Consider the following 14,837-nt stretch of genomic DNA (forward strand, 5'->3'; position numbering starts at 1 on the left):
CTAAAAATTGAAAGAGAGTGATTAGAATGGAAAAGAAACTTTCACGCATTAAAGCGGAACAATTACAGGATCGAGTAGTTACAGCAGATGAGGCAGCTTCATGGATCCAGGATGGCATGACTCTTGGACTTAGTGGATTCACGCGCGCAGGAGACGTTAAAGCGATTCCTCAGGCATTGGTTAAGCGTTCAGAAACTGAAAGTTTTAAAGTAAATGTCTTTACAGGTGCTTCTTTAGGTTCAGACACTGACCATATCTTTGCAGAAGCAGGAATTGTCAACAAGCGTTTGCCATTCCAGGCAGAGCCTGCAATGCGCAAAAAAATAAACGAAGGCGAAATGCTATTCGTGGATCACCATCTTTCCCATACAGCGGAATGGATCCGTACGGGCGTTACAGAGGCAATCGATTTTGCAATCATCGAAGCATTGTCCATTACAGCAGACGGCATGATCATCCCGACGACTTCTGTAGGAAACAACGCAATCTTTGCAAAGCATGCTAAAAACATCATCGTTGAAATCAACATGGCACAGCCTGAACGATTTGAAGGCCTTCATGACATTTACGATACTGGCAAACAAGGCGAACGCTCACCGATTCCATTGACAGAGGCGGATCAGCGCATCGGCACTATCGGAATTCCGATTGATTTGGAAAAAGTGAGAGGCATTGTCTTCACTGACCAGTTGGATTCACCATCAAACATCGTGCCTCCGGACGAAGAAACGAAAATCATGGCCGATCATTTGCTTGAATTCCTGCGCTCAGAAATCCGTGCAGGCCGTTTAACAGAGAAATTAGCTCCTCTGCAATCCGGAGTTGGATCTGTAGCGAATGCTGTCTTGCACGGTATGATCGATTCTGAATTTGAAGACTTGGAAGTATACTCGGAAGTCCTTCAGGACGCTGTCTTTGATTTGATCGATGCAGGGAAAGTCAGATTTGCCTCTTGCTGTTCCATGACTTTGTCGGAACCGAAAATGAACCAGGTTTTTGCTGATTTTGAAAATTACCGTGACAAAATTGTGATGCGTCCTCAAGAGATCTCAAACCACCCTGAATTGATTCGCCGACTCGGCTTGATTTCAATCAACACGGCTTTGGAGTTTGATATGTACGGAAACGTCAACTCGACACATGTATCCGGTACGAAAATGATGAACGGCATCGGCGGTTCAGGTGATTTCGCACGGAATGCACGTCTGGCGATTTTTGTAACCAAATCAGTTGCTAAAGGCGGAAATATCTCAAGCGTAGTACCGTTTGTTTCTCACGTAGACCACACAGAACATGACGTAGATGTAGTCGTAACAGAGCAGGGCTATGCAGATCTTCGCGGCTTGGCACCACGTGAACGTGTGGAAGTCATCCTGGCAAATTGTGTACATCCATCATACCGCGCTCAACTTCGCGAGTACTATGACGAAGCATTAACACGTGGCGGACAAACACCGCATGTGTTGGAAAAAGCTTTCTCATGGCACGCTGACTTGGCGAAAAACGGCACAATGCTCCAGAAAAAAGAGCAATTGGTGTAAGAAAAGCGAAAGCTGCCACATCAATCAAAAAACCAGGACGCTTAAAAGCGCCTGGTTTTTATTATTGATTTCCATAAATTTCAGAAGTGCTGCGCGTGTATAATTCAATGATGTGGCCAAAAGGGTCTTCAGCGTAAACCAGGTAATGAGGTTTGCCTTTATTGACATTCCATATTTCGCTGCGTTGCTTGCCGCCATACTGGACAGCTTTTTCAATGGTCCCAACCAGATCATCGACAACCAGGCAAATGTGAAAAAATCCGGCATGAGGGGAATAAGATTCGTTGTAGTATGTAGGATCCTGAAATTCAAACAGCTCAATGCCAACGCCACCAGAAGACATCAAGTGGACATTTCGCATCTTTTTCAATTCCTCCCCCTGCAAATCCAATGTCATAGCACTCGGGTTTTCATCTGCTGCATTAAAGTTGAAGGGACCTGCCAGTATATAAAAATCAAATACTTTCCTGTACCAGTCGATGGCCTGATCCAAATCTGGAACCGCCAGCCCTACATGGGTAATCGCACTCATGAACCCCACTCCTTTCTATCTTTCTGTACCCAGAGAAAAGGGAAAGTAAGCAGTTATTTAAAACAGAGTTTTCTGTCTAAATAAAAATAGTTGTTGTCAAGCGTTATTTTTAGTATTATAATAAGCAATTGTGAAATTTGAAATGAGGGTTCTGAAATGAAAAATTCCATCTATGGATTAACGATAGAACAGTTAAAAGAATGGTTTTTAGAAAACGGCCAGAAAAAATACCGTGCTGAACAGGTATGGGACTGGTTGTATATTAAACGTGTCACCGAATTCGCAGAAATGAACAACCTTTCGAAGGATTGTATTCAATTGCTTGAAGATAATTTTACAATCCGTACATTGAAAGAGACAGTCAAACAGGAATCTGCGGATGGTACAATCAAGTTTCTTTTCCAGATGCAGGACGGCAACTTGATTGAAACGGTATTGATGCGCTTCAAATACGGAAATTCCGTTTGCGTAACGACGCAGGTCGGCTGTAACATCGGCTGCAGTTTCTGTGCCAGCGGACTTTTGAAAAAGAGCCGCGACTTAAACGCGGGCGAAATCGTTGAGCAGATCATGCAGGTACAAGCGCATTTTGATGCACAACAAAAAGATGAGCGTGTCAGCCATATCGTAGTAATGGGTATCGGAGAACCTTTCGATAACTACACAAATTTGATGGGCTTCCTGAATATCGTCAACTCGCAAAAAGGCTTGGCTATCGGTGCTCGCCATATTACCGTATCGACAAGCGGTATCGTGCCAAAAATCTACGATTATGCAGACGAAGGTTTGCAGGTTAACCTGGCGATCTCTATCCATGCGCCAACCAACGAATTGCGCACGCGCATCATGAAGATCAACAAAGCGTACCCAATCGAGAAATTGATGGCGGCAATCGATTACTACTTGGAGAAATCCAACCGCCGCATCACGTTCGAGTATATTTTATTGCGTGATGTCAATGACCATGTGGAAGAGGCGAATCAACTGGCGAAATTGCTTGAAGACAAACGCCATCTGTCATACGTCAACTTGATTCCGTATAACTCAGTTGATGAGCATGACCAATATCAGCAGAGCACACCGGAAGCCATTTCTGCTTTCTATGATGCATTGAAGAAAAAAGGCATCAATTGTGGCGTACGCCATGAGCAAGGCGCCGACATCGATGCAGCTTGTGGCCAATTGCGAAGCAAGCAAATCAAAAAAGAGAAAAAAGAAGTAACTGTATAATGCAATATAGAAAAGCGTTCCTGATGGATTTCAGGAACGCTTTTCTTATTGGTATGGAGGTGAAAATAGACTGAATGAAAGAGAATATATTAAAATAGTCCCTTTGCGTATCTTTATTTCTATTGGTAATTTAAAGATATTTAACTATAATCGAAGGAAAAGCGGTTAAAAAGGAGAATGCAAAGTGGCAGAGATCAAAATCGAAAAGCTCGGGAAAAGATACGATAATGGTGCTCTTGCTGTATCAGATTTTAACCTGAATATCCAGGATGAAGAGTTTATCGTCTTTGTCGGCCCGTCAGGATGCGGGAAATCCACGACTCTCCGGATGATTGCAGGCCTGGAAGAAATAACAGAAGGTGAGTTTTTTATAGACGGCAAACTCATGAATGAAGTCCAGCCGAAAGAACGTGACATTGCGATGGTTTTCCAGAATTATGCCCTTTATCCGCATATGACCGTGTATGAAAATATAGCTTTTGGATTGCAGCTGCGAAAGTTCAAGAAAGCGGAAATCAAGCGGCGTGTCAATGAAGCCGCCGCTATTCTGGGATTGGAAGATTATTTAGACAGAAAACCGAAAGCATTGTCAGGCGGACAGCGGCAGCGTGTAGCTCTTGGGCGTGCGATTGTCCGTGACGCCAAGGTCTTCCTGATGGATGAACCTTTATCCAACTTAGATGCCAAACTGCGCGTTCAGATGCGTGCCGAAATCGTTAAGTTGCACAGACGGTTGAAAACCACAACTATATATGTAACCCATGACCAGACAGAGGCCATGACGATGGCTTCTCGAATCGTGATTATGAAGGATGGGCTGATTCAGCAGGTCGGCTCTCCAAAAGAAGTCTACAATTTTCCTGAAAACCGGTTTGTGGGCAGTTTTATCGGTTCTCCTGCCATGAATTTTTTTGAAGGAAGAATTGATAAGGGACGTTACGTGATGGGGGACAAAATGCTGGACATCCCACCACAGATGATGGAAATGCTGAAAAATGAAGGCTATGAAGGAAAATCAGTTACGCTGGGAATCCGGCCGGAACATATTCATGTGAACAATGAAGATCTGTCGAATATTCCAACCAGTGAGTTTGAAGCAGTCATCACGGTTTCTGAACTGACAGGAGCAGAAACGATTCTTCATGCGGTTTATGCCGAACAGGAATTCATTGCTCGCGTAGAAGCTACCACGACTATCGAGCCGGGCCATACGGCAACGCTTGCATTCGATATGGCTCACGTCCACTTCTTTGATGATGAAACGGGAAATCGGATAAAAGCTGTAGAATTTTCTGAATCTATGCTATAGTGATTTCGAAAACACAAATAAAAACACCACTAGGGGAGCCGGATATCGGCTGAGACAGGCAAAAGCCTGGACCCTTCGAACCTGATCTGGATCATACCAGCGGAGGGAAGTGGCGACCGTCTGCTATTTTCTTTTACAATCGCAAACGCCGCTTCCCTTTGCCGGGAAGCGGCGTTTTTATTTTGTGAAAAAAGTTGCAGTGCTTAGCCGCTTGCAACTGGATATAGAAAAAGGAGATGGAGAAATGACATTTTGCAAAGAAGTAAGAAAAGAATGCGACAGCCTGTGGCAGGCAAGTTTCGATCATCCGTTTGTGAAAGGCATAGCAGATGGAACCTTGCCGATCGACAGATTCCGTTTCTATGTTATGCAGGATGCCTATTATTTATCGCACTTTGCGAAAGTGCAGGCGCTTGGTGCATCAAAGGCCAAGGATCTGGAAACGACACAACGTTTTGCATCCCATTCTGCACATACTTGCAGTGCTGAGCTGGCATTGCATGAATCGTTCATGGAAATTTTGGAAGTCACTAAAGAAGAGTGGGCTGCTTTTGAACCGTCTCCAACTGCATATGCCTATGTTTCGCATATGTATCGTTCGTCAGAAGGCGATCTGGCCGATGTGTTGGCCTCTATTTTGCCTTGCTACTGGCTTTACTTTGAAATCGGTGAACGTTTGAAACATGCCAAACCGGACCACCCTATTTATAATCGGTGGATTGAAACATACGGTTCCGATGAGTTTGCTTCACTTGTCAACGAACAGATTTCGCGCATGGACAAGCTGGCGGAAGGACTGCCGGAAATACGGAGGCAGGAACTGAAAAATCATTTCCGGAAAAGCAGCTACTATGAATGGAATTTCTGGGAACAGGCATGGAAAAAAGAATCCTGGGCATTAGAGTCTATTAAAGAAGTAGGTGTGTAACATGTTCAGCCAAATAAAACGTGAAAATCCGCTGATCCATTGCATCACCAATCATGTAGTTTCGAATTTTCAAGCCAATGGCCTATTGGCGATCGGTGCTTCTCCGATCATGGGAGAGGCGCCTGAAGAAGCAGCTGAACTTGCCCGTTTGGCGAAGGCCTTGTCATTGAATATCGGAACCTTGCATGCAGAATCGCTGAAAAGCATGCTGACAGCCGGAGAGGCGGCCAACCGGCTGGGTATTCCTGTCGTACTGGATCCTGTCGGGGCAGGAGCAAGCAATTTCCGGAAGAAGGCTGTAAAAGAAATTTTGGACCTGGTTGACGTTAGCGTCCTTCGGTGCAATGCAGGAGAGCTCGCAGCGGTAGCCGGGAAACAATGGCAGTCGAAAGGTGTGGATGCAGGAGAAGGGCTCCTGGACGTCCGGGAGCTTGCCGTCACCACTGCAAAAAGATTTAACTTTGTGGTAGCGGTCACTGGAAAAGCGGATATTGTCACTGATGGAAAACAAGTGATTGAAATTCCTTTTGGAGATCCGATCATGGCTTCGATTACCGGTGCGGGTTGTTTGCTTAGCAGCATTGTGGCTGCTGCGATGGCAGTCCGGCCAGAAGACCCTGTAAAGACCGTCAGCAACGCATTGCGTTTTTATGCAATCGCCGGTCAGCTGGCTGCGAAATCAACGAGTCTTCCGGGAGATTTTCAAGCGGCTTTCATTAATCGTTTGGCCAGCCTGACGGATAGCGGTGTGGAAGAACAGATCTATTTACAGGAGGGATTACGATGAGCAGAATTCCGCAGACTTTAACAATTGCCGGATCGGATTCCGGAGGAGGTGCGGGCATCCAGGCAGATTTGAAAACGTTTCAGGAACTGGGAGTTTACGGCACGTCTGTCGTCACGGCCGTGACTGCCCAAAATACGACAGGAGTCACCGCCATTTATCCCATGTCTGCCCAAGCCGTGCAAACGCAATTAGAAGCTGTCGGCAGCGATTTTGAAATAACCGCCTTAAAAACGGGCATGTTGTTCAATCCGGAAATCATCAAAGAAACTGCCGCCGCGATCCAGCGATTCAACTGGAGAAATGTGGTTGTGGACCCGGTGATGATCGCCAAAGGAGGAGCCAATTTACTGCAGCAGGAAGCAGTGGAAGCATTGAAACACCATTTGCTGCCTGTGGCTTTACTGGTCACGCCAAACATCCCGGAAGCAGAAGTGCTGACAGGCATCCCCATTACAGATGTCTCGAGCCGCCGCCTGGTTGCTGAAAAGATTCTGGCAATGGGAGCCAAGTCAGTTGTCATTAAAGGCGGACACGGAACAGATCCACAGTATGCTGAAGATTACTTGCTGCAGGCAAATGGGGAATCGCTGCTGTACCGCTCAGCGCGGATTGAGACTGGACAGACACATGGCACCGGCTGTACATTTGCGGCGGCAGTGACTGCGCAGCTGGCTAGAGGGCAAGAATTGCAGGATGCAATCCATACAGCCAAGCAATTTATTCACGCTGCACTCAGCGAGCCCTTGAATATCGGCTCAGGCCATGGGCCGACTAACCATGCTGCGTATAAAACGGTGTTAGCCGAAAGCAAGGAGGCTGCGAACATTGAAATTTTCCGATAAGCCCTCCATTTATTTTATTATGGGATCCAGGAATTCAGGAGACCGCAATCCTTTTGAGGTATTGAAAGCGGCGTTGGAAGGTGGAATCACACATTTTCAGCTGCGCGAAAAAGGTGAGGGTGCATTATCGGGCACTGAATTGCTGGCGTTTGCTTTGCATTGCCAACTATTATGCAACCATTACAAGGTCCCTTTCATTATTAATGATTCAGTCGAGCTGGCCTGCCAAATTGGAGCAGACGGTGTACACATCGGACAGGAAGATCTAAGTGCCTCCCAGGCACGCAAACTAATCGGCAAGGAGAAAATCTTGGGTGTCTCAGTCCATTCTTCAGAAGAAGCGAGAAAAGCTGTAAAGGATAGTGCAGATTATGTCGGGATGGGGCCGGTCTTTGGGACGACTTCGAAAGCTGATGCAAAAAAGCCGGCAGGTGTTGAAGGAATTCTGACGGTCAAAAAGGAATTTCCTGAATTGCCGGTAGTGGGCATCGGGGGCATTACTCCTGGAAATGCAAGTCTTGTATGGGCAGCAGGGGTTTCAGGAATTGCGGTCATCTCGGCGATAACTGAATCGAAGGACATTGCCGGTCAGGTTGCTGCCTTACAAGCTTCCAGCAAAGAAGGTGTTCGAAAATGAAAACTAGAAAACTGGTTCTGATGGCGATGTTTGTCGCTATTGGAGTGGCTGGTTCCGCTTTTGTTTATTTTCCCGCTGGAATTGCCCGTGCATATCCCATTCAGCATGCCATCAATGTCATCGCTGCAGTTCTTTTTGGTCCGGGTCCAGCGATCCTGATCGCTTTTTTGACAGGTGTCGTCCGAATCTTGACCGGTACCGGATCGTTGCTGGCTTTTCCAGGCGGGATGATTGGAGCGTTGTTGGCGGGGATGATGTATGCGAAGTTCGGGAAAATCTGGTTAGCAGGCTTAGGGGAAGTAGTGGGTACTGGAATCATCGCATCTTTGGTTGCGGTGCCCTATGCGCGGATTTTGCTGGGTACTGAATTTGGCGCTTTGTTTTTTGTGCCGCCCTTTTTCATTTCCAGTTTGACCGGTGCCATTTTAGGAGGCATATTGGCAATGCGCCTTGCGAAAGCTGATCCTTTAAAAGCATGGTGAAAATCTCGGAATTTTCTTGCAGGTGTTTATAAATTCTCAATTGAGGGGAAACAGTGCAATATAGACTTTTAAAAGGGAGTGGACAGATTATGGTGAAAATTGCAGTTGAACATCCATTTACATCAGTACGTGAAGCATTGGAGAAAAAAGGATATCAGGCAGAAATGCTTGAAGACAAATCAGATTCGACCGACTATGACGTCATTGTTGTGAGAGATCAGGAAGATTTAGCTGATTATCATATGAGTGTATCACTTGTTGAAGCTAAAGGACGGACCTTATATGAAATCGTGGAAGAAGTGGAAGAGCGCCTCGTACGTGGCGGCAAAATCCAATCTCCACAGCCTACTGAAGCTGAACGCAAGGAAAGCGGCGGAGGCGGTGGTTTCTTAGCCGGCGCAGCAACAGGCGCAGTTATCGGAGCGGCAGCTGGGCTATTGTTCGCACCGAAGAGCGGGAAAGAGCTTCAAGAAATCGTTAAAGAAAAAACAGCCAGCTCGAAAGATCCGAACGCTGAAAGTTCAGGCGGTAAATTAGATCAAGTGAAAGAAAAGGCCAACCAATTGAAAGATAAAACAAGTGGCCTTACCGATAAAGCAAAAGAAACAACATCTGGAATTACAGAAAAAGCTAAAGGTAAAGCCGATGAGCTGAAAGCGAAACGTGTAGAAAAGCAAGAAGAAAAAGAATTGAAGAAACAAGAAAAAGTGATTGAAAAAGAAGTGAAAGAACAGGAAAAAGCTCAAAAAGAACATGAAAAAGCTGAAAAAGCTGTAGAAAAAGAAATCAAAAAAGCTGACAAGGAAGCCGACAAAGAAAAAAGCGGCATCGAAGTCGTTGAATTAGGCGATGCATCTGTCGAAAAAGACAGCACTGGCAGCGTAACTGTAAAAGCTGAAGATAAAAACAAAAAATAACAATATAAAAGGTGTCCGCCAGATGGATTGGCGGGCACCTTTTTGCGTTCATTCGAATAATAGCTGTTTTATGTCAAAACTATGCGGCCATACAGCTTTACTCCGGGGCAACTTTGTCTATTGGTTCATGAGGCGTTGGTTCCGGTACGCGGGAAAGGACGACAAGGCCGACCACAAACAAGATGACCAGGCTGAACACACCCATGCTCGAGTTGCCGGTTACTTGTGAAGTGACCGCTACAAGCAAGGGGCCAGTGATTGCAGCAAACTTTCCAAAGATATTATAGAAACCGAAGAATTCATTGGAGTTCTCTTTAGGTACCAGTTTTCCGAAATATGAACGGCTGAGTGCCTGGATGCCGCCTTGGCTGGTGGCCACAAGCATTGCCAAAATCCAGAAATCCGTAATGGTTTCCAAGAAGAAGGCGTAAATGCAGACCACGATATACACGCAGATTCCTACGTACAGCATTTTTTTGCCGGTAAATCGATTTGCCAAACGGCCGTAGAGAATAGCAAAGGGAGCGGCCACCACTTGGGTGACAAACAAGACAATCAGGAGACTTGTTGCACTTAGCCCCAAGTCAGTGCCGTAGGCCGTTGATAATGAAATGATCGTCCCAACACCATCGATGTAAAAGAAGTAGGCGATCAGAAACAGGAACAACGCCCGGTACTGACGGATTTCCTTTATGGTTTTTCCAAGCCGTTTAAAGCTCTGATGAACAGGATTGGGTTCGCGTTCGATATAGTGAAGCTGTTTGACATGGCGGAACATCGGCAGTGAAAAACAAACCCACCAGATTGCTGTAATGAGAAAGGCGATACGGCTCGCGGCAGTGGCCGAAATTGGCAGCACTCCGTTTTGAGCCAGTAAAATGATGGCGATCGACAGGATAAATGGAATGGTGGATCCAATGTAACCGAGTCCATAGCCAAATGCTGAAACACTGTTCATCCGTTTTTCTGTCGTTACATCAACAATGAAAGCATCGTAGAACAAATTAGCGCCAGTGGCACCAAGAGCTGCAAAAACGTAACAGATCAGCATCAACAGCCAATTGTCGCTTGGTACGAACGCTAACAAGGCGGTGGAAATAGTGCCCAACAGGAAAAAGGCAGTGAAAAACTTTTTCTTCATGCCCTGGTAATCGGCGATAGTTCCGAGTATGGGTCCGATCATCGCCAAAATAAACGTAAAAATCGCAATGGTGTATCCTAAATAAGCCGTTGAATCAGATAAACTAACACCGGCTTCAGTGGCTGATGCTTTGTAGTAAATCGGAAAAACTGCTGTCGTGATGATGATGGAATAAGCAGAACTTCCCCAATCGTATAAAGCCCAACTTTTCTCTTCTTTTGAGAATTTTTTCATCGCCCTATCCCCTTTGTCCCGCTTTGGCAATCAATAGTCTAAAACCATGAACTCCACTTTCCTCTGTCAGATAACTTTATCCCGCTTTAACGGGCAGTAAGACTCCTCCCGCCTCTAAAAGCAGGAGCTCCACTGACCGTAAAAGTCCAATTGGATCGGGCCGACAGGATGTCGGTTACATAGGCGCTGCCGCAGGACGCGGCGCGTTTAGCCTATGTTCTGCTTTTTATCAGTAGGGGATTAAGACCCCCCACTGATTGAAGTTTCTCTTTATTGTACAAGAAGACAATAAAAAATGATGCAGAATATTTAAGAAAATACAGAAATTTTACATTTCGAACGGATTGTTTTGAAAACAGAAACCCTATCGCATTTGTTGAGTCCTACTTAAGCTTGCATTAAACTTATAGAGAAGAAGAAAGAGGGATATGTTTTGAAGTTAATTTCGTGGAACGTCAACGGCCTTCGTGCAGTCATGAAAAAAGGCTTTATGGATTTTTTCGCTGAATCAGATGCCGATGTTTTTTGCCTGCAGGAAATTAAACTGCAGGAAGGCCAGATTGAAATGGATTTGCCGGGATATTATACATATTGGAATTATGCACATAAAAAAGGCTATTCCGGAACCGCAATTTTTACAAAACAAAAGCCGTTATCGGTCCAATATGGCCTTGGGTCTGAAGAACATGATACGGAAGGCCGAATGATTGCGTTGGAATTCGAAGGCTATTATGTGGTGAATGTCTATACACCGAATTCTCAGCATGGTCTGTTGCGATTGGATTATCGTCTGTTGTGGGAAGATGCCATTTTGTCATTTGTGAAAACCCTGGATACTCACAAACCCGTTATATTATGTGGGGATTTGAATGTGGCCCATGAAGAAATCGATTTGAAAAATCCGAAAGCCAATAAGAAAAATTCAGGATTTACACCTGAAGAACGTGGGAAAATGACACGGTTTTTAGCAAGTGGATTTGTAGATACTTTCCGTCACTTCCATCCGGAAGAATCGGGTTTTTACTCTTGGTGGTCCTACAGATCCAATTGCCGTGAAAAAAATATCGGATGGAGAATCGATTATTTTATCGCCTCCCAAAAATTGCTGCCGAATTTATGCAGTGCAAAAATCCACGCAGATGTTTGGGGATCGGATCATTGTCCCGTTGAATTGATGATGGAACTATAAAAAAACACACTCGGTTTTCGAGTGTGTTTTTAAAATTAAAATCATTTGGAATAGTTTCACGTGAAACTATTAAAGTCCCATAACGCGCTCTGTGAGGCGTTTGCAATTGTCTTGGTCAAAATAATCGATATAGTCGCTCGCTTTAGGGTACCATTCATTGTAGGTTATTTTTTCTTCAATAATTTTCTTCAGGTATTCATAAACATGATCGATTGAATCCGCTTTGTAACCGTACAAATCACTGTCCAGATTCAAGTAAGTTCCTCTTTTTTCGAGGTATTCCTGCTGGTCGAACATGTAGAAGATAATTGGTTTATTGAGGTAGAGAAAATCCCAGGAAACACTGGTGATATCCGTCAAAAGCATATCATTATGATCGATTGAATACTCAATGGTTTCCTGATTGAAATCCAAAAATTTGATGCCGTGTTCATTGTCTGTCAGGCCAGTAAAATAACTTTCGAACTTTTTCATAAAAGGATGCAAGGCGATATTCAAGTGGAGATTATGGTCGGTAAGCAATTGCTGGATGCCTTGATGCTTCAATAAACCTGTGGTGTTCTTAAAGTAAGGACTTTCGATAAATTCTTCTTTTGTCAGATCAAATAGCCACTCACGCCACGTCATCATCATCAGGATATTCTTAACTTCTTTAGATGGTTGATTTGGCGGATACCGATCGAATCGCGGAAAGCCGGTGAGGATCAGTTTCTTTTCGGGAATCTTCCATTTGTTGAGTTTCAGTTCATATTCATACTGAGAAGCGCAGTTGAAGTAATCCGTGCGTTTCAACAATGGCACATCTTCTTTTTGGATCAGGATTTTCTTGAACCCTTCAATTCCATGACTGACATGAGTAATGATTGTTTTTCGGTTGAGAAACAGAAACTTGTCAGCTGAAGGAACGATGTCATAAAGAAGAGAGTGGCCATGAAACGTATAATCAGCCTGGAAAAAGAGCAAATAGTTTTTAAAGCTGCCCAGTGGAACGGCGTTTTCAATTTTTTGGTCTTTTGCATAAGAGGTTTTTGAATCATACATCCAATAGGCGGTTACCTGTTCTTTGTGGTTATTCAATAAGTACTTATGATAAACCGCAGCATTGTCTTCATATTTTTCACCGAGGTTTCCTCCGACAAGGGCAATTTTCTTTCCGCTTTTTTTCTTTGTGAAAAAAGAGAGGAGGTATGCGGCTGAGACTTTTAAAAATACTTTCAAGGGATCCCATCGCCCTTTTTCTTTTAATTCTACACTCATCTAAAAGCCCTGCTTTCTACTAGTTGTCATTACTTTAGTTTTTCATACAACGCTGGTTTTGTCTATCTCCAGTTAATAAACTAATATTTTAATTTACTTTATAAATAAGGTGTTTATTTTTGAAGGAAAATGGGAAGAGTATTAGGTGATAGCACATTGCAGAGGAGGATATTCATGAAGGAAAATAATGAAGAGTTAAAGAAGAAAATGGGTACAGGCGAAAGTGAAGAGTCATTGACAGACCGTCAAGGCCATCCGATTAGAGATAATCAGAACATGCGAACTGTCGGTAACCGTGGCCCTGCTACACTTGAAAATTATCATTTCATTGAAAAAATCTCGCATTTCGACCGTGAAGAGATTCCGGAGCGAATTGTCCATGCGCGTGGCGCTGGTGCATTTGGTTATTTTGAAACTTATGGTAAAGTCGGCGATGAGCCGGTAGAAAAATATACACGCGCTAAAGTATTTTCAGGTGCGGGAAAACAGACGCCGTTAATGGTGCGTTTCTCAACGGTGGCTGGATCAAGACATTCTCCGGAAACCGACCGCGATCCTCGTGGATTCGCCGTTAAAATGTATACGGAAGATGGCAACTGGGATTTGGTCGGAAATAACCTTAAAATATTCTTTATCCGTGATGCAATGAAATTCCCGGATATGATTCATGCCTTTAAAACTGACCCGGCATCGAATATTGCTGATCCGCAGCGAATGTTCGATTTTGTTGCCCGTTCTCCGGAAGCAACGCATATGATTACGTTTCTGTTTTCACCGTGGGGCATCCCGGCAACGTACCGCCATATGCAGGGATCTGGAGTAAACACGTACAAATGGGTCAACGACAAAGGTGAAGCCGTATTGGTCAAGTATCATTGGGAGCCAAAACAAGGCATCCGGAACCTGACTCAAAAAGAAGCTTCTGAAATCCAGGCGGAAAACGTCGGACATGCCACACAAGACCTTTATGAAGCGATTGAAAATGGAGATTATCCGGAATGGGAGTTGTTCGTTCAAATTATGAGCGACGATGAACACCCGGAATTGGATTTCGATCCGTTGGATGATACAAAATTATGGCCTCAGGACAAATTCCCGTTCCTTCCAGTCGGAAAAATGGTACTTGACCGCAATCCGGTCGATTACCATGCTGAAATTGAACAAGCGGCGTTCGGTACAGGAGTTCTTGTAGACGGTTTAGATTTCTCTGACGATAAAATGCTGCAAGGTCGGACTTTCTCTTATTCCGATACACAGCGTTATCGGGTTGGAGCCAACTACTTGAAACTTCCGGTTAATGCTCCTAAGAAGCGTGTCGCAACCAATCAGCAGCGAGGGGCGATGGATGTGAAAAATCCTTATGAAAACCCTTCAAATCCATCTATTAACTATGAACCATCTGTTCTTGGTGGATACAAAGAAGCGGATTCGAGCGAAACGCCTGCTCACGAACCAGCATATAACGCAAAAGTAGTATCAGCGCCAATTGATCGTACCAACAATTACGGGCAAGCGGGTGAAACATACCGCAGCTTTGAGGATTGGGAGCGCGATGAACTGATCAACAATTTGGGTGATGCATTATCGGTCTGTGATCCTCGCATCCAGGAAGAGATGATCCATCATTTCACACAGGCGGATGAAGACTATGGCCGCCGTGTACGTGAGAATATGGAAGAGAAGATGAAAGCGAATGAAGAAATGAAAAAATCAGGACCGAAAGTATATGGTCAGCCTGCTGCCAATAAGGTGGCACAAGGTGCAGCTGCAAAAGGCCACGAAGCAAAACCATATTAAAATTCATCAAAAAA

Annotated in this window: 14 protein-coding genes and 1 riboswitch; of the genes, 11 read left to right on the top strand and 3 right to left on the bottom strand. The window is 44.5% G+C overall.

Annotation, left to right across the window (positions count from 1 at the left end; translation table 11 throughout):
* Positions 1–26 precede the first annotated feature (26 nt).
* On the top strand, positions 27–1,541 hold the full coding sequence (locus tag H9630_RS07460; protein WP_191714863.1) for an acetyl-CoA hydrolase/transferase family protein: 1,515 nt from the start codon (positions 27–29) through the stop codon (positions 1,539–1,541).
* A 61-nt stretch (positions 1,542–1,602) separates the two neighbouring features.
* Here the strand turns inward: H9630_RS07460 and H9630_RS07465 are convergent, their stop codons facing one another.
* Positions 1,603–2,073: a VOC family protein gene (locus H9630_RS07465; RefSeq protein WP_191714864.1), complete on the bottom strand. Its 471-nt coding sequence runs from the start codon at positions 2,071–2,073 to the stop codon at positions 1,603–1,605.
* A 156-nt stretch (positions 2,074–2,229) separates the two neighbouring features.
* Between H9630_RS07465 and rlmN the strand changes: the two genes are divergently transcribed.
* The 8 genes from rlmN to H9630_RS07505 all read left to right on the top strand — a co-directional run bounded on the left by rlmN (position 2,230) and on the right by H9630_RS07505 (position 9,205).
* Positions 2,230–3,303, top strand: a complete 1,074-nt coding sequence (gene rlmN / locus H9630_RS07470) for a 23S rRNA (adenine(2503)-C(2))-methyltransferase RlmN (RefSeq protein ID WP_191714865.1) — start codon at positions 2,230–2,232, stop codon at positions 3,301–3,303.
* 184 nt (positions 3,304–3,487) lie between these two features.
* On the top strand, positions 3,488–4,612 hold the full coding sequence (locus tag H9630_RS07475) for an ABC transporter ATP-binding protein (protein WP_191714866.1): 1,125 nt from the start codon (positions 3,488–3,490) through the stop codon (positions 4,610–4,612).
* A gap of 21 nt (positions 4,613–4,633) precedes the next feature.
* A riboswitch (TPP riboswitch) is annotated at positions 4,634–4,737 on the top strand.
* Between the two features lie 119 nt (positions 4,738–4,856).
* Positions 4,857–5,540, top strand: a complete 684-nt coding sequence (tenA, locus tag H9630_RS07480) for a thiaminase II (protein WP_191714867.1) — start codon at positions 4,857–4,859, stop codon at positions 5,538–5,540.
* 1 nt (position 5,541) lies between these two features.
* Positions 5,542–6,327, top strand: a complete 786-nt coding sequence (gene thiM / locus H9630_RS07485; RefSeq protein WP_191714868.1) for a hydroxyethylthiazole kinase — start codon at positions 5,542–5,544, stop codon at positions 6,325–6,327.
* On the top strand, positions 6,324–7,169 hold the full coding sequence (gene thiD, locus H9630_RS07490) for a bifunctional hydroxymethylpyrimidine kinase/phosphomethylpyrimidine kinase (RefSeq protein ID WP_191714869.1): 846 nt from the start codon (positions 6,324–6,326) through the stop codon (positions 7,167–7,169). The genes thiM and thiD overlap by 4 nt, the downstream gene beginning before the upstream one ends.
* Positions 7,153–7,806: a thiamine phosphate synthase gene (gene thiE / locus H9630_RS07495; protein ID WP_191714870.1), complete on the top strand. Its 654-nt coding sequence runs from the start codon at positions 7,153–7,155 to the stop codon at positions 7,804–7,806. The genes thiD and thiE overlap by 17 nt, the downstream gene beginning before the upstream one ends.
* Positions 7,803–8,288: an energy coupling factor transporter S component ThiW gene (gene thiW / locus H9630_RS07500; protein ID WP_191714871.1), complete on the top strand. Its 486-nt coding sequence runs from the start codon at positions 7,803–7,805 to the stop codon at positions 8,286–8,288. The genes thiE and thiW overlap by 4 nt, the downstream gene beginning before the upstream one ends.
* Positions 8,289–8,377: 89 nt before the next feature.
* Entirely contained in the window at positions 8,378–9,205 is an 828-nt protein-coding gene (locus H9630_RS07505; protein WP_191714872.1) for a YkuS family protein, read from the top strand.
* Between the two features lie 97 nt (positions 9,206–9,302).
* Here the strand turns inward: H9630_RS07505 and H9630_RS07510 are convergent, their stop codons facing one another.
* Positions 9,303–10,580 carry an MFS transporter gene (locus tag H9630_RS07510; protein WP_191714873.1) on the bottom strand — a complete coding sequence of 426 codons (1,278 nt, stop codon included), beginning with the start codon at positions 10,578–10,580 and terminating at the stop codon, positions 9,303–9,305.
* Positions 10,581–11,013: 433 nt separating this feature from the next.
* On the opposite strand from H9630_RS07510, the gene H9630_RS07515 reads away from it, so the two are divergent.
* Entirely contained in the window at positions 11,014–11,769 is a 756-nt protein-coding gene (locus H9630_RS07515) for an exodeoxyribonuclease III (protein WP_191714874.1), read from the top strand.
* Between the two features lie 69 nt (positions 11,770–11,838).
* On the opposite strand, the gene H9630_RS07520 is transcribed toward H9630_RS07515, so the two are convergent.
* On the bottom strand, positions 11,839–13,026 hold the full coding sequence (locus tag H9630_RS07520) for a CDP-glycerol glycerophosphotransferase family protein (RefSeq protein WP_191714875.1): 1,188 nt from the start codon (positions 13,024–13,026) through the stop codon (positions 11,839–11,841).
* 174 nt (positions 13,027–13,200) lie between these two features.
* Here H9630_RS07520 and H9630_RS07525 point away from each other — a divergent pair, with 174 nt between their 5' ends.
* The gene (locus H9630_RS07525) at positions 13,201–14,823 is read left to right on the top strand and encodes a catalase (protein ID WP_225218427.1); all 1,623 of its coding nucleotides are present in this window, start codon (positions 13,201–13,203) and stop codon (positions 14,821–14,823) included.
* Positions 14,824–14,837 lie beyond the last annotated feature (14 nt).

Origin of the sequence: Planococcus wigleyi (assembly GCF_014836985.1) — a bacterium.
Classification (GTDB): domain Bacteria; phylum Bacillota; class Bacilli; order Bacillales_A; family Planococcaceae; genus Planococcus; species Planococcus notacanthi.